This window comes from Aeromonas sp. 600886, from assembly GCF_049174935.1.
GTDB classification, from domain to species: Bacteria; Pseudomonadota; Gammaproteobacteria; order Enterobacterales; family Aeromonadaceae; genus Aeromonas; species Aeromonas veronii_A.
In genome coordinates, this window is record NZ_JAAKUB010000001.1 from 237,590 (window position 1) to 255,722 (window position 18,133).

Here is an 18,133-nt window from a genome sequence, read left to right on the forward strand (position 1 = left end):
TTGCTGCGCTACTGTCACGGGGTATGTGCCAGGGGGGCATGGCCGCTTACAGCTGCTCCAGCTGGATCAGGTACTGCTCCGCCGTCGCCAGAATGGCCTGCTGCTGTTCGGCGGCTTGGCCATCCCAGTTGGCATAGGGCAGGGCGAGGCGAGGATTGCTGCCAAGTTTGTCCCGGTTGCGCAACAAAAAGTGCCAGTAGAGGCTGTTGAAGGGGCAACTCCCGTCGCCGTGGCGGGCTTTGACCTGATAGTGGCACCCCTTGCAGTAGTGGCCCATCCGCTCGAGATAGGCGCCGCTACTGGCGTAGGGCTTGCTGCCCATCAGGCCGCCGTCGGCAAACTGGCTCATGCCGCGGGTGTTGGGCAGCTCCACCCACTCGATGGCATCCACATAGATGCCGAGATACCACTGATCAACCTCGTCAGGATCAATCCCCGCCAGCAGGGCAAAGTTGCCGGTCACCATCAGCCGCTGGATATGGTGGGCGTAACCGTGCTCAAGGGATTGGTTGATGGCATGGCGCACGCAGGCCATGTCTGTTTCACCGCTCCAGAAAAAGCCGGGCAGCGGCCGGTTGGCACCGAGAAAATTGGTGCGCTGATAGTCGGGCATCTTCTCCCAGTAGAGGGCACGGACAAACTCGCGCCAGCCGAGGACCTGGCGGATAAAACCCTCCACCTGCGCCAGGGTGATGGTGGCCTGATTGGCCTGCCAGTGGGCTTCGGCGGCGCGGATCACCTCAAGCGGATGAAGCATCTTGCTGTTGAGGGAAAACGACAAACGGCTGTGAAACAGGCTCCAGCCCCGCTCGCTCAGGGCATCCTGATAGCGGCCAAAATGAGGCAGGCAGTGGGCCAGAAAATAGGCCAGCAGCTCGCGACTCTGGCGCCTTGTGATGGGCCACGGCAGTTGGCGGGCATCCGCCTTGCCGATGGTGCTGACCCCGTGGCGGGTCAGCATGGCATCAATCTCGCTCACCTCGTTGGCAAAGGTGAGGGGTTCCGGGATCGGCTGGCTCGCCGGCAGTTTGGCGCGGTTCTCGTCATCAAAATTCCAGCGCCCGCCAAGGGGTTGGCCGCGCTCATCGAGCAGCACTCGGTATTGCTTGCGCAGGGCGCGGTAGAAGAACTCCATCCGGCTGTGGGGATAGCGCTGCCAGCCATCGCGGGGGGTGAGAAAATGTTCGCTCTCCACCTCGGTGGCAGGGATGGCAAGGCCCGCTGCCCAGCTTTTCAACTGGCTGGCGAGGCGCCACTCGTCCGGGCTCTGCCAGGCAAAGCTGACGGCCTGATGCGCCGCGATTTGGGCTGCCAGCAAGCCGGGCAAGTCGGGCCAGCGGGCACTCTCATCAAGAGTCAGGTAACAGACGCGGTGGCCCGCTTGGGTGAGTGCAGCTGCGAAGGCGCGCATGGCGGCAAAGAAGGCCAGCACCTTCTGGCGATGGTGGTGGCAGTAGTCAGTCTCCTGACGTAGCTCTGCCATCAGATAGCAGATTGCCGGATCCGGGGTGCGAAACCAGCTGTGAGCGGCGTTCAGCTGATCGCCAAGAACAAGGCGAAGTTCCATCAGACTCGCTCCTCCTCAGGTTGCTGTCTGCTGTGACGAGCGTGGCGACAGCGCTCGCTGCAGTAGCGAATCTCCTCCCAGCTGCGCGCCCACTTGCGCCGCCAGCTGAAGGGGCGCTGGCAGACGGGGCAGATCTTCTCGGGAAGATGGGGTTTGCGATGCATGATGGCTTCCGGCCTTGACTGATAGGGGATGTGGCGTGTGGGTAGGAAGAATAACGAACCGGGGGGGCGGGCGGATCAACCTCACTGCCGGTTTGCCGCGCAGATGCCCACTTTGTGAGCGGGCGCACAGCCCGTCAGTGCGTCCCTTGTTTGCCAATTAACCAGCCGTTAACGTGGCGAGGCTGCCCGTTGGCAGCACCCATCAATGGATCTTGTTGGCCACCGACTGTCTACAACCGATATGGAGGGGAGTGATGCCAATCATGACAGCTACGCCCCGGGCAGCTTGCCTGCTCGCCCACTGGTATACCCGGGATCCCATTCTCACCTTCGACTTTCCTCACCGCTGATTGGCGGCACTTGCCGTTTGAATTTGTCAGCCGGACGACCCCGATCGCCTCGGCCTCTTTGCCAATCCCGATTTCAAACACACTGGCCCCGCGCCGGTGAGGAGTCTTTTATGCGTCGTATACCCGAGCCGTTTCGTATCAAGATGGTTGAGCCCATCAAGCAGACCACTGGCGCAGAGCGTCGCGCCGCCCTCGAGGCCGCTGGTTGGAACCCCTTCCTGCTGCTGGCCGAGGATGTCTATATCGATCTGCTGACCGACAGTGGCACAGGTGCCATGTCTGACCGTCAGTGGGCTGGCATCATGATGGGGGATGAGGCCTATGCGGGCAGCCGCAACTTCGTCGAGCTGGAGCGCACGGTGCGCGAGATTTTTGGTTACCAGCATGTGGTGCCCACCCACCAGGGGCGCGGGGCCGAGCAGATCCTCTTCCCCGAGCTGGTCAAGCGCTGCAAGGGCAAGGCACCGGTCTTTATCTCCAACTACCACTTCGACACCACCAAGGCCCATGTGGAGTTGGCCGGGGCGCGGGCCATCAACCTGCTCACCCCGAAGGCCCTCGACACCACGGCCCCTTATGCCTGGAAGGGGGATTTTGATCTCCCTCGCCTGACTGACACCATCGAGACCCTGGGGGCCACCAACGTGGCTGGCATCATCATCACGGTCACCTGCAACAGCGCCGGCGGCCAGCCGGTCTCCATGGCCAATATGGAGGCGGTCTCCGAGCTGGCCCGTCGCCACCAGATTCCGGTGGTGATCGACGCCGCCCGCTTTGCCGAGAACGCCTGGTTTATCAAGGAGCGGGACCCGGCCTATGCCAAGCGCAGCATCAAGGAGATAGTGCGCCAGATGTTTGCGCTGGGGGACATCTTCACCATGTCGGCCAAGAAGGATGGGCTGGTCAATATCGGCGGGCTCTGCTGCTTTAAAGAGGATCTCGATCTGTTCCGCGCGGTACAGGTGCGCTGCGTAGCGATGGAGGGATTTGTCACCTATGGCGGGCTTGCCGGACGGGACATGGCGGCGCTCGCCATCGGTCTGCGCGAGGGGATGGATGAGGAGTATCTCACCTATCGTATCAGTCAGGTGGCCTATCTCGGCGAGCGGCTGGCCGAGGCGGGCATCCCGATCCAGACCCCCACTGGCGGCCATGCGGTCTTTGTGGATGCCAAGAAGCTGCTGCCCCATATTCCGGCCGAGCAGTTTCCGGCCCATGCGCTCGCCTGCGAGCTCTATCTGGAAGGGGGCGTGCGCGGGGTGGAGATTGGCTCCCTGCTGCTCGGGCGCGATCCCGCCACCGGCAAGCAGGAGGCGGCGGATTTTGAGCTGTTGCGTCTCACCATTCCGCGCCGGGTCTACACCCGGGATCACATGGACTATGTGGCCGACTGCCTGATAGCGGTGAAGGCGCGGGCCAGCGACATTCGCGGGCTCACCTTTGACTACGAGCCGCCGCTGCTGCGCCACTTCACTGCGCGGCTAAAACCTGTCTGATCAGCAACCGGTTAGATGTGCTAATCAACCGCGCCAAACCGTGAAGATCACCGGTCGCTCCCGGTTAAACGGCCCAGCAAAAAAGCCCCCGCACCAAGGTGCGGGGGCTTTCGTTTATCGGCGCAAAGCCGGGGTCAGACCGCCTGATACTCCAGCTCGACGGAGCCCAGTGCCTTGAGGGTGGACTGGGCGGAGTCACGCTGGCTGATCTGGCCGTTTTTGTTCTCCAGCAGCACGGCGCGGCGTATGGTGGCGAGATCTTCGCCGTTAAGCACCGCATGGGCGCAGGCCATCTGCATCGGCGGCAGGCTGGGGTTGAAGGCGGCGTTCTCGGCGTAGCGGCCAGAGAAGATGCGGCCATCGGCAAACTGCAGCGCCACCGCGGCATAGCCCTGGCTGTAGGGGGCGTAGCTTTGACGGGCGGCGGCCAGCGCGGCCTGCCACAGCGGGTCTTCGCTTTGAAGCTCAAGCTCTGCGTGATCCTGCGGGCTCATCAGCGCATCCGTGATGTCGAGATCCGCCGGCCCAAACGAGTGGGGCAGGAAGGATTGCAGGGCGCTAAGGTCATCGGGCAGAGAGACTTTCAGGATCTTGGCGGTGCTCAGCTCGTTCATGAACTGACGGCAGTGACCGCAGGGGGTGTAGTTGACGGTGATTTCGCTGATCCCGGTCTCGCCACCCAGCCAGGCGTTGGAGATGGCGGACTGCTCGGCGTGGACCGAGTGGAACAGACCTTGCCCCGCAAACTCCATGTTGGCACCGAAGTACCAGGTGCCACTCAGGCCGCAGGCGATGGCACCGACATAAAACTTGGAGATGGGCGCCACCGAGCAGGCAGCGGCCAGCGGCAACAGGGCGAGGCGCAAGGCGCGATCATCGAGACCTGTGGCGGCTTTCAGGGTGGCGACTTGCTCCGGCGTGAAGCGGGCGTTGAAGTCGGCACTATCCAGCATGGGCTGCACGGCTGCTTTGAGCGGGGCAGAGAGGGTATCGAATGGCTTGGCAAAACGGGGATGCATAGTGTGTCCTCAAAGGCCAATTGGGCGGCCATTGTAGGGAGCAAGCTCGGGTAAATGTGTGAGCAGGCTCACGCCCTGACGGGCAAACGGAGGGGGATGGTAATGGAAACGTTTGTCTTGTGCAAATTGTGCGGCAGGTCGCACCCCGAGAGGCCAGCGGGCCCCTCGGAATGGTCAACAGGTGGTCAATGGGGTGATCAGATCAGCCAGTGATAGATGGCAAACAGCAGCGGCGCGACGGCAGCGGTGAGGATGCCGCACACCACCATGGCGAGCGATGCAAAGGCCCCCTGGGTGATCCCCTTCTCGGCGGAGGTGGCGGTGCCGATGGCGTGGGCACAGGCTCCCATGGCGAGTCCTTGCGCTTCCGGATCGGTCACTTTCAGCAGTTTGAGCAGTGGATATCCGATCAGAGCGCCGACAATCCCCACTACCACCACCACGGCTGCCGCGATGGCGGGAATGCCGCCGATGGACTGGCTGACGCTCATGGCGAGCGGGGTGGTGATGGATTTGGTCGCCAATGAGGCGAGCAGCGCCGGATCTGTGCCCATAAAATGACCGATCAGCAAGGTTGTGCACACCGAGATCAAGACGGAGGCGAGGGTACAGATTAGGATGGGCTTGAGCTTGGCCTGGATCTGGCGCGCCTGCTGATAGAGCGGCAGCGCCAGCGCCACCACGGCGGGTTCCAGCAGCATGGTAATGGGGCTGCTGCCGCGCTCGTACTGCTCAAGGGGCAGATCAAACCAGAGCAGCAGGCCGATGATCACCGCGGTCGGCACCAGCACAGGGTTGATGATGGGCCAGGGCAGGCGGCGATAGAGGGCGCGGGTGGCGAAATAGAGCGCCAGGGTCAGAGGGATCGCTAGCCAGAAGATCATTTGTTCATCCTCTGGTAGAGCCGACCGACGGTGGCGAGGATCAGCACGATCCCGAGCACGATGCAGAGCATGATGACGCCGAAGGATTGGCGCAGGGGCTCAAGCCAGGCCACCAGCCCGACAGCGACTGGCACGAACAAAACGCCCATGTGGCGCAGCAGCAAGCCAGCGCCCAGCTCGACCCAGTGCAGCTTGATCAGTTGCAGGGAGAGCAGCACAAACAGCAGCAGCATGCCGATGATGCTGCCGGGAAAGGCAAACGGCAGGATGGCTGCCACGGATTTGCCTGCCAGCAGGCAGGCGACGATGACCATAAAGTCACGAAAGTACAGCAAGGCGCGTTGCGCGATCACGTGAACCTCATCGACTGGGAAGAAAAATCGCAGTTTACCAGAGAGGCCGGGTCGCGGCATTAAAACAATAACAACTGAAATCAGTTCATTTGAAGCTGATTTGATTGGCAATTTTTGAAAATTGTCTGATAGAACCCTTTTCGAACTACAAGGAGTAGTGATGACATCCCTCTTGTCCCGAGTTCGCCAGCTGGCGAACGATAATGTGTTGCCACCCCATCTGCTGCAAACCAGTCAGTGGGAAGGGCCCCTGTGTCGGGTGCGACTCGACAACACCGGTTCTGATGCCACCCCGGTCGAGCGCTGGGTGCTGTTTGACGGCAAGCTTGGCCTGCCGGTGGAGAGCGCCATTTATGGCGAAGGATTCCAGATGCTGGCCCAGACCATGGGTAGCTGGCAATCACCGCTACATGTCGGCCGTTGCCCTGATGCCAGCATCTATCGCATCACTGATGACAACGGCTATCACACCATTCACAACCTGCTGCTGGTCGAGCATAACAAAGGGTGGCTGTTGCTTGCCTTTGCCAGTTGCCACCGTTTTGGCGGAGAGTTTCGCCTCTACCCTGATGGCCGCCTGCAGATCCTGATGAACTGCGAAGGGCGAAAACTCGCGGCCGGTGAGCATTGGCAGAGCGAGGCGCTGATCTGCCTCGAAGGAGCGGAGCGCGAGGATCTGCTGGCCGAACTGGCACGGCTGATCGAGGTCGAGCATGGCTCGCTGATCGGCCAGGTAAGTGAGCGCCCGAGCGGCTGGTGCTCCTGGTATCACTACTACGCCGAGGTAAGTGCCGCCGATATTCGCGAGAATCTGCAGGTGCGTGCCGAGCGCTTCCCGGCCCTGTGCTATGTGCAGATAGACGACGGCTATCAGGCCAAAATGGGCGACTGGCTCACTCCCTCCGCCAAGTTCGAGCAGGGTGTCGCCTCACTGGCTGCGGCGATTAAACAGGCTGGCTGCGAGCCCGCCCTCTGGGTCGCTCCCTTTATTGCAGAGCCCGGTTCACAGGTGTTTCAGGATCACCCCGACTGGTTTGTGAAGGGGGATGACGGCCTACCGCTCCCTTCCGAGCGGGTCACCTATGGCGGTTGGCGCTGCACTCCCTGGTATGTGCTGGACGGTACCCACCCCGAGGTGCAGGCGCACCTTGAGCGGGTGTTCCGTACTTTGCGCGAGCAGTGGGGCATTCACTACTTCAAGCTCGATGCCAACTTCTGGGGCGCCATCCACGGTGGCCGTTTCCACGATCCGGCCGCCACCCGGGTTGAAGCTTATCGACGCGGTATGGCGGCCATCCTGCGTGGTGCTGGTGAAGGTGCTTTCCTGCTCGGTTGCAACGCCCCCATCTGGCCAAGCCTTGGGTTGGTGCACGGCATGCGGGTGAGTGATGACGTGGAACGCAATGGCCACCGCTATCGCCAGATCGCCCGCGAGGCCTTCTGCCGCGCTTGGCAGAACGACAAACTCTGGGCCCTCGACCCCGACTGCATTTGCCTGCGGGATCTACCGAGCCAGCAGGCAAGTAAAGCTGAATACAGTTTCCATCTGGCTGCACTGGTGGCGAGCGGTGGCATGATGCTGGCTGGTGATCGACTGCAGGATCTCGATGAGGAGCAAGCGGCGCAACTGCGCAAGCTGCTGGCGCTTTGTGCGTCCCGTGCACCCTCTGCCCGTTTCGAGTCGATGGACTTTGCCTGTGGTGAAGTAAGCCTGCCCGAGGGCGGCACTTTGCTCTGTCTGTTCAACTGGGAGGGGCAACCACAGGAGTTTCTGCTGCCAGAAGGGGGAACTGATTTTTGGCATGGGCAGGCAGTCGGTACGGCTGTGACCCTGCAAGAGGGCGAAGGGCGGGTGATCCGCTACGCCTGATCACAACCTCACCATAAACAATTCAGGCACCATCACGGAGCCTGAATTGTTTCAATCAGCAGTTATCAGTCACGTTTTTCAGTAACGCCACTCAAAACCAACGGCGTATTTGGCAGAGCCATAGCCCGGGATATCACTGCCGGAAGCGATCGCCTTGAGGGTTAGCAACGGGGTGATGGGCACCCCCAGACCAAAACCGATGGCCAGCTGATCATTGGGGTTCCCCATCAGATCGACCCTCATCACCCGATAAAGGGACATATCCTCGCTCAGGTGCATATAGGCTTGCGAAGCGCGGTTATAGACCTGACCAAACACCTCCAGCTGGAAACCTGACTGGGCGCTGATGGCCAGCGGTACCCCGACAAACTTGTAGAGATGGGAGCCGTTGAAGTAGCTGTTGGTGATCAGGGGAGTGAAATCAGTCTGCTGATAAAGGGTATTGAAGTTCTGTTCTACGATGCGATAGGTCTGCTCGGGCAGGCGAGCAAGATAATCCGGCACATCGAACCGGTATGCGGCGTTGGCTGCCAGCGGCAGCAGGGCCAGTAATCCGAGCAGTGCGTGGTGACGAGGCATCAGCAAATGGCTTCCATTCGGCCAAAGAGATCTCTTGCTTGGGAGACATCCACTCAGGATGTTGCAAGATATTGGTTTTTTGGGGAAATCCCCTTCGTCATTATGACCTGAAGAAGGGGATGAGCGGGAAGGATTTATTGTGAAACTACTCACAACTCATAAATCTTCCAGATAGTGATAGAGACTCTTTAGAATCGCAAAGTTCCGTTCGTTACTCTGGTTCTGCTCGGCCAGCGCTTCGAGACGGGGCACATAGTCCGGCAGACGGCGGCTGAAGTAGTCGCTGCAGTGCAGGCGCCAGCGTTTCTGCTCCGCTTCGCTCAAGGTGTGCGGCCAGTTGCGGGCGCGGTAGCGGAACAGCATCTCCGGCAGCCGGGAGTCGGTAAAGGCGAACACCCGCTCACCCAGCAGATCCGCGGGGGTGGCTCGCACCAGATCCATGGTGGACTTGTCGCCATGGCCAAAGAATCCTGCGTAGAGCTGGGTATCGGGGTCGCTCTCATTGCTGCCGGCGAACTCCTGATTGAACACCTCCACCAGTTTTTCCCGCACCTCGGGGTGGGCGCGCAGCAGATCCAGGCTCTTGCGGCACAGCTCCCGATTGATGCCGAGCTCGTCGGCGCGCTCCGCCGTCAGGGTGGCGGCTGGCGCCAGCACTGGGCACTTGTTGATGTGCACCAGTTTCACCGGAATGCCCGCCAGCTCCCCCAGCTCCTCTTTTTTGGTATAGAGGCGCTCGCGGATCTCCTCGCTGGTGAGTTCAATGAGCGGGGTGGGGTCACGGGTCAGATCCACCATGATCACCGCGTTCTGGTTGGTGGGGTGCCAGGCAAGTGGCGAGACCCAGCTTGCACAACCCTGCCAGGGGGAGAGCATGCCGGAGACGTGCACCAGCGGCTTCATGGTCACCACGTCAATCAGCGCTTTCACCTTGTTCTTGTTGCGAAGGTCAAAGAGATAACCAAACAGCTTGGGTTGCGCCTTTTTCACCAGCTTGGCCATCTCGATGGTAGCCAGCACGTCCGAGAGTGCATCGTGGGCATTGGCATGGGCGACACCGTTGGCGACCGTCAGCTTCTCCAGCCGGAAACTCGGCTTCCCCTCATCGTCAAACGCCCACTCGATCCCCTCCGGGCGCAGGGCGTAGCAGGCCCGCAGCATGTCGAGGATATCCCAGCGGGAGTTGCCGTTTTGCCAGCTGTAGGCATAGGGGTCATAGAAGTTGCGATAGAGGGTGTAGCGGGTCACCTCGTCATCGAAGCGGATGCTGTTGTAGCCAAGCACACAGGTATTCGGCGTGGCGAACTGCTCGTGGATCTGGCGAATGAAATCCGCCTCGCACAGCCCATCCTTCATCGCCTTTTGTGGCGTGATACCGGTAATGAGGCACGCCTCCGGATCCGGCAGATAGTCCGCCGGCGGCTTGCAGTAGATGACCAGCGGCTCGCCAATGAGGTTGAAATCCGCATCGGTACGAATACCGGCAAACTGCGATGGCCTGTCCTTGGCGGGGCTGATGCCGAAGGTCTCGTAGTCGTGAAAATAGAAGGTAGGATTTGTCTGCTGGTTCATTACGTGGTTCTGAATTGTGTCTATATGTTTGAAAAACAAGTCGTTATACGAGGTGTTATCTCAGATTGTCTCACTTTGTCCGATCTTGATTCAGTCCGTTCCAGACCAGTTTGGTACATATCTGTGTACACGTTAGGACGCGTTAATGTGTCAGTGAAAAATCAGATAACCAGTCACATGAGAGTCATATGCCACTTACTGATACGAAGCTACGGGCCCTCTATGGTAAGCCCTACTTTGGCAAGACGGAATTGTCAGACCGTGATGGATTGTCAGCTCGGATCACCGAGCGAGGCACCATCTCGTGGCAATATCGCTATCGCTGGCAAGGAAAAGCGGCGAGACTCAAAATTGGACGCTATCCCGACCTTAAACTCGCTGATGCCAGGGCGTTGATCCCTGCTATCCGTGGCGCTCTTGAACGTAATGAACATCCCAGAGTTTTTTGGGATAAACTCCACCAGAAGCATGATGTCACCCTGAAACAGTGCTGCGAGCATTTTCTTGAGCACCATTTGCCCCAAGCTGCGGCCTCATACGGTCATGCTCTATGAGCATACCATGCAGCGCTATTTCGAACCTCTGTTTATTGGTATTCCGGTGGAACAGATCCCGTTTTCGAGCTGGCTGGAGTGGTTTGATAAGATTGGCAAGAAAAAGCCGAAAAACGCAGGGCATTTATTGCGCAGGTTAAAGTCCATTCTGAGTTTTTGTATGCGACGTAATCTCATGGGTGGCTCTCCGAAGTCGAAATTACGTATCGAACATGTTGGCTTTCAACCCGAGAGAGAGCCTCGCGTGCCGGCCAAGCGAGAACTGGCTCACCTGCTGGGTTGATAACGAGGTCATGAACAACTGGTTTTACCACGACCATCATGGGCATCAGTCTCTATTCCTCCTCGTTAAAATACGGGGGTATAGGTAAAGGAGCATACGAGGAATGAGGCGGTGCAAACGGAGAGAGTGGTGCACCGAAAGAAGATATTAGGGAGGGGAAGCACCATCGCCCGTTGGCAGTGACGGTAATTTACCGGTTCAAGCAGTTGCTGGCAGGAAATAGCATTCTCAGGAAATGCAACGGTCAGGTAGGAGAAGTGGTGGCGCATATGAGTGCGATAAACAAACGGAACTCCTTGCTCTGCCTGTAAAGAAGCCCCAAGTGTTGTAGCAGCACATGGGGCTTCGGAAGTCATGACTTGCTGGCTGAGTTAGGCAACAATGCCCTGCTCGACATTTTGTGACTCGCAATCAAAACAGTTGCTCGTCGTCGGCATCCACAAAGAGCTGCAGACGGTCGCGTTCCTCATCCCGATGCAGCCGCAGGTGGATTGGATTGCAACAGGCCATGCAATCTTCGTAAAACTCCTGATCACCCTGACTGGCATCCAGCTCGACCCGGGTATGGTGGCCACAGTGAGGGCAGACGATGCGCTTGCTGGTGTACTCGATCATGATAACCTCCTCGGGCCCTAGGGCCGCCTATCTACCCTGATTCTAGTCGGGCTGCAGGGGGTTAACCGCGAGCAAACGCACGTTTATGACAGAGATCAAGCCTTAGAAATGGCAAGGCCCAACTGGTTGCGTGGGCCGTTCAGGATAAGAGCCGTCTGGTTGCTGATCGCGGGTGACAAGAGGGGGATTGCCAACGGTTGTTTGGCAATAACAGGGGGCCAGCTGCCCCCTGCGAGTAGGAGATGGGGGGCGTAACGAGGCGTTACGCGACCCAGCTGGCCAACATGTCGGCATTGAGCTCGGCCAGCGAGCCGAGCTGGTAGTTGGCGATGGCCAAGCGTGGGTCACCCACTAAAGCGGGATCCGGCACGATCAACGCGGTCATGGAGGCCGCCTTGGCCGCCAGCAGACCGGTAAAGCTATCTTCGATGGCCAGACAGTGTACCGGTTCCACTCCCAGCTTTTCGGCGGCGTGGATGTAGACATCCGGGTGCGGTTTGCCGAAACGCTCTACTTCAGCGGAGTGAACCGCCATAAAGCGATCGCGAATGCCAAGTTTGCCGAGCACCGCTTCTACCATCGCAAAGGGTGATGAGGTAGCCAGACCCACTTTCAGCCCGCGGGCCTCGATAAGGTCGAGCGCTTCCAGCACACCTGCTTTGGCCTGACCTTCGGAGAGGATCAGGGCGTTGACCCGATCCAGAATGCGCTGTACTACCTCTTCCTGAGTTGGGCCGCTCCACGGGCGCAGGCGATACCAGTGGGCAACCAGCTGATCGATGCGCACTCCTATGGTCGATTCACAATCCTCGACGGTGTGGGGGTGACCCAGTTCGGAGAAAACGGCGATTTGGGCCCGTTGCCAAAAGGGTTCCGAGTCGATCAGAACACCATCCATATCGAAGATCACGGCAGCTAACATCTTGTACTCCTGACAAATTAGAAGAGGGGATTATAAGCCTGACGGGCAAATGCAAAAGGGGCATTGCCATGCCCCTTGCGCCCGATCACATCGGCAAACGTTTGTTTTGCTGTGGCAAAAAAGCCCTTAGAACAGCACCTCGACCTTGGCGGCCACGGCTTTGGCTTTTTCTACCGCATCCTGGCAATCAGCTGCGCGGGCCAGCGCCACGCCAAGACGGCGGCGACCGGCGATCTCCGGTTTGCCAAACAGCCGCAGCTGGGCGCCCGGCACCAGCGCCAATGCCTCACCAATCCCCTGATAGCGGATATTCTGGCTGTGCCCTTCGCGCAGTACCACGGCGGAGGCGCTCGGCCCGTACTGGGTGATGGTGCCGACCGGCAGCCCCAGAATGGCGCGCACATGCAGGGCGAACTCGGAGAGATCCTGGGAGATCAGGGTCACCATGCCGGTATCGTGGGGGCGAGGCGAGACTTCACTGAACCACACTTCATCCCCCTTGATGAAGAGTTCGACCCCGAACAGGCCGTAACCACCGAGGGCCTCAACCACCTTGGCCGCTACCTCTTTGGATCGGGCCAGCGCCAGCTCGCTCATCACCTGCGGCTGCCAGGATTCGCGATAGTCGCCATCTTCCTGCCGGTGGCCGATAGGGTCGCAGAAGTGAATGCCATCGACGGCGCGTACCGTGAGCAGGGTGATCTCGTACTCAAAGGGAACGAAGCCCTCGACGATCACCTTGCCACGGCCGGCGCGGCCACCCTCCTGGGCGTAGGTCCAGCTCTCATCGATCTTGGCGAGATCGCGCAGTACGCTCTGTCCCTTGCCGGACGAGCTCATCACAGGTTTCACCACGCAGGGCAGGCCGATGGCCTCGACGGCGGCGACAAACTCCTCTTTGCTTTGGGCAAAACGGTAGGGTGAGGTGGGCAGACCCAGGGTCTCGGCGGCGAGGCGGCGGATCCCTTCCCGGTTCATGGTGAGCTGGGTAGCGCGGGCGTTGGGCACTACCTTGACTCCTTCTTGCTCAAGGGCAGCCAGGGTATCGGTGGCAATCGCTTCAATCTCGGGGATGATGAGGTCGGGTTTAACCTCGGCGACCAGGGCACGCAGGGCGTTGCCATCGAGCATGTCCAGCACGTGGGCAGCGTGGGCCACCTGCATGGCGGGGGCATTGGGGTAGCGGTCGGCGGCGATCACTTCGATCCCGAACCGTTGCAACTCGATGGCGACCTCCTTGCCAAGTTCGCCGGAGCCCAGCAGCAGGGCACGGGTGGCGCCGGGGCGGGTTGCGGTTCCAAACATACGATCTCTCCTGATGTCGATGGTCATTGTTGATGATCGCTATTACACAAATAGCGGACAAAAAAAGAGGCACGCATGGCGTACCTCAGGAAACGGGTTTGTGAGCGCGCTGCTCCAGATGGGTCAGCAAGGTAATAGCGCCAATGATGATGGCGGCGCCAAGCCACAGACGGCCGGGGGGCGCCCAGCCAAAGACCAGCCAGCCCGCCAGCACGTTCATCGGCAGCTTGGCAAAATCGAAAGGTTGTACGAAGGAGGCCTCCGCCACGCTGTAAGCGCGGGCGATGGACATCTGGGCCAGTGCCGTCAGCACGCCGGAAGCGGCTACCAGCAGCCACTGGTTCTCGCTTGGCCACTGCCACTCCGGCAGGGCCAGCATGACGTTGAACGGGGTACTGAAGATAAGCAGATACACCACTATGGTGTGGGATGATTCGTTGGCTGCCTGATAGCGCACCATCAGGGAGTAGCCGGCCCAGAACAGCGCCGCTGCCACCGGCAGCAGGGAGGCCCAGTTGAATTCGTCAGTCCAGGGGGCGAGGATCAGCATGGCGCCGGCAAAGCCCGCCAGGGTGGCCAGAATGCGGGCGCGGCTCACCTGCTCCTTGAGCAGCAGGGCGGAGCCCAGGGTGGCAAACAGCGGTGAGGTCATCAGCAGAGCGATCCCCTGCCAGATGTGGACGGGGTACGCCAGCGCCCAGAGCCAGAGTTGGATGCCGACTACCGCCAGCAATACCCGCAACAGGTGCAGCCGGAACTGATTGGTCATCAGGGATTGGCGCAAGCCGTGACGAACCAGCCAGGGCAACAGGCAGATCAGGGCGATCAGGTATTGATGAAAGGCGACCTGAGTAGAGGCAAGGCCGAGTTTGAAGCTAACATACTGGCTCAGGCTGTTGACGGCGGCGAAGCAGAGTCCTGCCACCATCATCCAGACTGCACCGGCCAAAGGAGAGTGCCTGCGCGAGGGTATCATGGGATCCGGGTCGCTGGAAAAAAGTGCGGCGGATCATAACGGCAATCGTTTGTTCTGCCAAGGGTTGAAGCGCGGCCGCAGGGTTGGCTGGCGAGGAAGTGGCCTTGCATCAAAAAATTTGAACAAGTTGAGCATCTATTTTCGCTATCAGCAAATAAGCACAATGTTTAGAGTGACCTCCATCGACAGCAACGCTGTTCAACCGACAACCAAATGGAGTTTCACCATGGCCAATATCCTCGTACTCAAATCCAGCATCCTGGGTCAATATTCCCAATCCAACGCCCTGATCGACGGCTTCCTGGCTGATCATCAGGATGATGTCGTCACCGTGCGTGATTTGGCTGCCCTCAACCTGCCGGTGCTGGATGGCGAGTTGGCCTCCGGCCTGCGCGGTGGTGACAACCTCAATGAACGTCAACTGGCGGTGATCGCCCAGTCTGACGAGCTGATCGCCGAGCTCAAGGCGAGCGACTTGGTGGTAATTGCGGCCCCTATGTACAACTTCAACATCCCGACCCATCTGAAAAACTGGATCGATCTGGTGGCCCGTGCTGGCGTCACCTTCCGCTATACCGAGACTGGTCCGGTGGGGATGGTTGAAAATACCCGCGCGCTGGTGATCAGCCCTCGCGGCGGCATGCACGTCGGCAGCGCCACCGATCTGGTCACTCCCTACATGCGTACCGTGCTCGGTTTCATCGGTATCAAAGAGGTGGATTTCATCTACGCAGAGGGTATGGGTATGGGCCCGGATGCCCAGAGCAGGGGGATGGAAGCGGCCAAAGCGCAGCTTGAGGCTCTGGCTATCTAAGGGCTCTCTCTATAAGGGCTCTCGATCCCGTCAGGGGTTATCTCTTCAAGGAGTTGCCCAGCCAGAAACAATAACGCAGCCATCAGGCTGCGTTTGTTTTTTGGCTTGGTGTGATTGCGACAGACGTTATTGCGACAAGACCGTAATGCTACAGAGAGTATCGCGGTAAGCGGTCGGTACAGACGTTCCGGCGGAGTCACTACTCCATCATAAAGCGGCGACAACCGCGCACCAGCAGCAATGCCACCGCGACCAGCAGGCCAAGCAAGAGGGTGGTCAGCCACTGTTCGGTACTTTGCGGCATGTGGGGCGTGAAGAGGCTGATCATCAACAGGGTACAGAGCGTGATCAACAGGCTCTGTCGGGTCATCAATATCATGGGGTCATCCTTGGTTTGCTCACCTGAAACGATTTTAATGCCCTCTTGTGACAGGGTGATGTATCCGTGCATCACCCTGTTGGGGCTCTTCAGACCATATCAGGTTTTTACCACAGAGCCAGCGCCATCACTGGCGCTGTGATCCCGATCCCGCTAGCTCTCTTTATCTGAACTGTTTCTGCGCTGGCTGGTAGCGAAAATCGCCGCTGGCGAGCCGAGCTTCCAGTGCAGTCTGATCGATCTCCTGCGCCTTGCAGAGATCCTCCAGATCGTCATAGCGATCACGCAGCTGCATATTGACGACGCTCAGCAGCATGTTGATGTCCATGGTGGCGAACTTTTTCAAATCCATGATTATTTCTCCCGATCCAGTGATTGCAGCTGCTCGATGGCGGCGCTGACGCTGTGCAGATGCTGGCGGATCGCCTCGCGGGATTCGCTAGGCAAATAGTCTGTCAGGGTATGTTGCCAGCTGCCCGCTTCACTCTTGAGCTGCAGGAAGAGGGCGAGCCCGGCATTGGTGAGGGAGACCAGGCTGATGCGTTTGTCCTGCTCGCTGCTCTCGGTAAAGATGATCCCTTTTTCGACCAGACGGCGGATCTCGCGGGAGATGCGCACCTTGTCCATGCCGCTCGCCTCGACCAGCTCTTTCTGGCTGATGGGGTAGTTGGGGCCGAGCACCATCATCAGGCGCCACTGCGGCACGGTCAGCTGGTAACGCTGTTCATAAAACTGTTCGAAGGTATCCCGTAGCATCTCGGCGGCATGTACCAACTGATAGGGCGGGTAGTGAGCGAGTAACGCTATGATTTTTGACATATTACACCCTGCTGTGACGGCTGCATCAGATGCAGTTTCTTTTGATACTTTGACATTGATGATACGAAACTCAAGCTGATTTGTCTGACCCGGTTGCGATGAAATGTGCGGTGGCGCACGCCCTCAAGGAAAAACCGGGTCTGACCGACGGGATTTTAAGCCAACGTTGTTCAGCCTTTACGCAACCAGATGAGGGCGTTCTGCTTGAGCCAGGCCTCGCGAGTGTGGATGGCGTAGAGTGCGGCCTCGTCGCGGCTGCCTGCTTGCCAGCTTTGCGGCTCCTGTTTGGGCAGCTTGCGCTGACCCAGCAGGCAGGCCGGAATGTGCGGGTTGGCCTCGATGGCGACCAGCAGATGGGGCTTGGCTGCCTCGGCACCCTCGGTGGCAAAGACCATCAGCGCCTTGTTGTAGAGCAACCAGCTGGAGGCTTCGTCGAAGCGCATCAGCAGGGCGGCCAGCGCCTGCCAATCCCCTTGCAGTGCATAGAGGGTGGAGAGGTTGTAGCGGCAACCCAGCTCATCTGCCACGCAGATTGTCAGCAGCGCCAGATACTCTGCTTTGGCCTCGCCCAGCTTGCCAAGGCGCAGCAGGCAGTCGGCGCGGCCGGCTCTGGCGGCCAGCAGAGGACGCAGTTCGGGGGCACTCCAGCCGTGGCCGGCGATTTGCTGCCAGAAGGCTTCATCAAAGAGCGGGGTGGCATCAGCGATGATCTTCTCGAACCAGCCGAGGCGGGCCTGATAATCGCGGCAGCTGTCGGCCAGCTCGAACCAGGTCTGCCACTGTTGGGCCTGCTCGCCATTGAGGGCCACATCAGCGCTGGGGGCGGCCTGATACTGGTCGAGGTTGAGCAACTGGTTGAGGGCGGTTTTCATATTCTGGCGCTGGCGTTTGCAGAACTCGACAAAGGGGAGTTCGCTGGCGGCTGCGCTATAGAGCATCTGGGCCATCTGCTTGTCGCGAAACAGGCTCAGCTCGGCGGCCAGACTGAAGCGGTACTGGGTGGTCGGGTCGTTCAAATCCTTCGGCTTGGGCCAGGTGGCAAAACCCATGCTGAAGCCATAACACCATTGACCGAGGGGGTGGCTCTGTTCGAACACCTGCTCGGGGTTATCGCTGGGCAGGCGGCATTGGCTGGGCAGGGCCAGCTGGGCGTCGTCGGCCTGGGATTCCAGCTCGGCGATCAGGTGGTTGAGGGCTTCTGCGCTTTTTTCATCCAACTCGGCATCCTGTTCCAGCAGACCAGCCAGCGGGCGTTGCCAGTCAGGGGTCTCTGGCCCCACCAGACGGGCACAGAGAAAACCGTGCAGGGCCGGGTAGGTCATGTCCTGATCGCTGTGGCTCTGGATCCATTGATTAAGATGGCGGGTACGAGTGGATGGGTTCATCGACAGTTCCTCTGGATTTGAACAGCCGCGAAGTCTACCTAAAAGTGGGGTTATTTGCAGCAAATGGCCGCCTGTTTGGCGATTTAATCACCATTGGCGGATAAGATAAGGGCGAAAGAGCGGCCAGTGGTGGCTTGGGGACTAGGCCGGATCACCGCTCTTGAGGTAACATGCGCGCCCATAGGGGCCATGTTCAGTTGGCCCATCCGGGTAATGAGAAAAGAGAG

Annotated in this window: 20 protein-coding genes and 1 pseudogene; 6 read left to right on the top strand and 15 right to left on the bottom strand. The window is 59.5% G+C overall.

The features are described from left to right. Positions 1 to 46: 46 nt before the first annotated feature. Both G5179_RS01090 and G5179_RS01095 read right to left on the bottom strand, forming a co-directional pair. Positions 47 to 1,567, bottom strand: a complete 1,521-nt coding sequence (locus G5179_RS01090; RefSeq protein ID WP_421257694.1) for a cryptochrome/photolyase family protein — start codon at positions 1,565 to 1,567, stop codon at positions 47 to 49. Further along, positions 1,567 to 1,731: a DUF2256 domain-containing protein gene (locus tag G5179_RS01095; protein ID WP_421257695.1), complete on the bottom strand. Its 165-nt coding sequence runs from the start codon at positions 1,729 to 1,731 to the stop codon at positions 1,567 to 1,569. Before G5179_RS01095 ends, G5179_RS01090 begins: the two co-directional genes overlap by 1 nt. Before the next feature lie 460 nt (positions 1,732 to 2,191). On the opposite strand from G5179_RS01095, the gene G5179_RS01100 reads away from it, so the two are divergent. After that, entirely contained in the window at positions 2,192 to 3,577 is a 1,386-nt protein-coding gene (locus tag G5179_RS01100; protein WP_421257696.1) for a tryptophanase, read from the top strand. A gap of 134 nt (positions 3,578 to 3,711) precedes the next feature. Here the strand turns inward: G5179_RS01100 and cdd are convergent, their stop codons facing one another. From cdd to G5179_RS01115, 3 genes are all read right to left on the bottom strand, one after another. Further along, positions 3,712 to 4,596: a cytidine deaminase gene (gene cdd, locus G5179_RS01105; RefSeq protein WP_005333283.1), complete on the bottom strand. Its 885-nt coding sequence runs from the start codon at positions 4,594 to 4,596 to the stop codon at positions 3,712 to 3,714. A 197-nt stretch (positions 4,597 to 4,793) separates the two neighbouring features. Further along, positions 4,794 to 5,480: an LrgB family protein gene (locus tag G5179_RS01110; RefSeq protein WP_005333281.1), complete on the bottom strand. Its 687-nt coding sequence runs from the start codon at positions 5,478 to 5,480 to the stop codon at positions 4,794 to 4,796. Beyond that, the gene (locus G5179_RS01115; protein WP_005333279.1) at positions 5,477 to 5,833 is read right to left on the bottom strand and encodes a CidA/LrgA family protein; all 357 of its coding nucleotides are present in this window, start codon (positions 5,831 to 5,833) and stop codon (positions 5,477 to 5,479) included. The genes G5179_RS01110 and G5179_RS01115 overlap by 4 nt, the downstream gene beginning before the upstream one ends. A gap of 160 nt (positions 5,834 to 5,993) precedes the next feature. Here G5179_RS01115 and G5179_RS01120 point away from each other — a divergent pair, with 160 nt between their 5' ends. Beyond that, a complete protein-coding gene (locus G5179_RS01120) occupies positions 5,994 to 7,703 on the top strand; it encodes a glycoside hydrolase family 36 protein (protein WP_421257697.1) in 1,710 nt (569 codons plus the stop codon). A gap of 78 nt (positions 7,704 to 7,781) precedes the next feature. Here the strand turns inward: G5179_RS01120 and G5179_RS01125 are convergent, their stop codons facing one another. After that, entirely contained in the window at positions 7,782 to 8,282 is a 501-nt protein-coding gene (locus G5179_RS01125) for a hypothetical protein (protein WP_005360277.1), read from the bottom strand. Between the two features lie 156 nt (positions 8,283 to 8,438). Continuing rightward, positions 8,439 to 9,854 carry an exodeoxyribonuclease I gene (gene sbcB / locus G5179_RS01130; RefSeq protein ID WP_421257698.1) on the bottom strand — a complete coding sequence of 472 codons (1,416 nt, stop codon included), beginning with the start codon at positions 9,852 to 9,854 and terminating at the stop codon, positions 8,439 to 8,441. 188 nt (positions 9,855 to 10,042) lie between these two features. Between sbcB and G5179_RS01135 the strand changes: the two genes are divergently transcribed. The 3 genes and pseudogenes from G5179_RS01135 to G5179_RS01145 all read left to right on the top strand — a co-directional run. Continuing rightward, entirely contained in the window at positions 10,043 to 10,408 is a 366-nt protein-coding gene (locus G5179_RS01135; RefSeq protein ID WP_421257699.1) for an Arm DNA-binding domain-containing protein, read from the top strand. Between the two features lie 7 nt (positions 10,409 to 10,415). Beyond that, a complete protein-coding gene (locus G5179_RS01140; protein WP_421257700.1) occupies positions 10,416 to 10,691 on the top strand; it encodes a hypothetical protein in 276 nt (91 codons plus the stop codon). Between the two features lie 87 nt (positions 10,692 to 10,778). Beyond that, positions 10,779 to 11,022: pseudogene (locus G5179_RS01145) on the top strand (IS5/IS1182 family transposase); the annotation flags it as partial. 80 nt (positions 11,023 to 11,102) lie between these two features. On the opposite strand, the gene G5179_RS01150 reads toward G5179_RS01145, so the two are convergent. The 4 genes from G5179_RS01150 to G5179_RS01165 form a co-directional block, all read right to left on the bottom strand. Beyond that, entirely contained in the window at positions 11,103 to 11,306 is a 204-nt protein-coding gene (locus tag G5179_RS01150; RefSeq protein WP_042012540.1) for a CPXCG motif-containing cysteine-rich protein, read from the bottom strand. A 262-nt stretch (positions 11,307 to 11,568) separates the two neighbouring features. Then, complete coding sequence (gene hxpB, locus G5179_RS01155) at positions 11,569 to 12,228, bottom strand: hexitol phosphatase HxpB (RefSeq protein WP_236342387.1); 660 nt, start codon at positions 12,226 to 12,228, stop codon at positions 11,569 to 11,571. A 126-nt stretch (positions 12,229 to 12,354) separates the two neighbouring features. Further along, the gene (purT, locus tag G5179_RS01160; RefSeq protein ID WP_421257701.1) at positions 12,355 to 13,533 is read right to left on the bottom strand and encodes a formate-dependent phosphoribosylglycinamide formyltransferase; all 1,179 of its coding nucleotides are present in this window, start codon (positions 13,531 to 13,533) and stop codon (positions 12,355 to 12,357) included. An 85-nt stretch (positions 13,534 to 13,618) separates the two neighbouring features. Beyond that, entirely contained in the window at positions 13,619 to 14,461 is an 843-nt protein-coding gene (locus tag G5179_RS01165) for a DMT family transporter (RefSeq protein ID WP_421257761.1), read from the bottom strand. Between the two features lie 274 nt (positions 14,462 to 14,735). Here G5179_RS01165 and G5179_RS01170 point away from each other — a divergent pair, with 274 nt between their 5' ends. Continuing rightward, a complete protein-coding gene (locus G5179_RS01170) occupies positions 14,736 to 15,323 on the top strand; it encodes an FMN-dependent NADH-azoreductase (RefSeq protein ID WP_421257702.1) in 588 nt (195 codons plus the stop codon). 199 nt (positions 15,324 to 15,522) lie between these two features. Here the strand turns inward: G5179_RS01170 and G5179_RS01175 are convergent, their stop codons facing one another. From G5179_RS01175 to G5179_RS01190, 4 genes are all read right to left on the bottom strand, one after another. Continuing rightward, positions 15,523 to 15,702 carry a hypothetical protein gene (locus G5179_RS01175; RefSeq protein WP_075115065.1) on the bottom strand — a complete coding sequence of 60 codons (180 nt, stop codon included), beginning with the start codon at positions 15,700 to 15,702 and terminating at the stop codon, positions 15,523 to 15,525. Positions 15,703 to 15,865: 163 nt separating this feature from the next. Further along, positions 15,866 to 16,054 (bottom strand): DUF4250 domain-containing protein, encoded by a 189-nt coding sequence (locus G5179_RS01180; protein ID WP_421257703.1) that lies wholly within the window; start codon positions 16,052 to 16,054, stop codon positions 15,866 to 15,868. A gap of 2 nt (positions 16,055 to 16,056) precedes the next feature. Then, on the bottom strand, positions 16,057 to 16,521 hold the full coding sequence (locus G5179_RS01185) for a MarR family winged helix-turn-helix transcriptional regulator (protein WP_005336856.1): 465 nt from the start codon (positions 16,519 to 16,521) through the stop codon (positions 16,057 to 16,059). A 170-nt stretch (positions 16,522 to 16,691) separates the two neighbouring features. Continuing rightward, complete coding sequence (locus tag G5179_RS01190; protein ID WP_421257704.1) at positions 16,692 to 17,906, bottom strand: UPF0149 family protein; 1,215 nt, start codon at positions 17,904 to 17,906, stop codon at positions 16,692 to 16,694. Positions 17,907 to 18,133 lie beyond the last annotated feature (227 nt).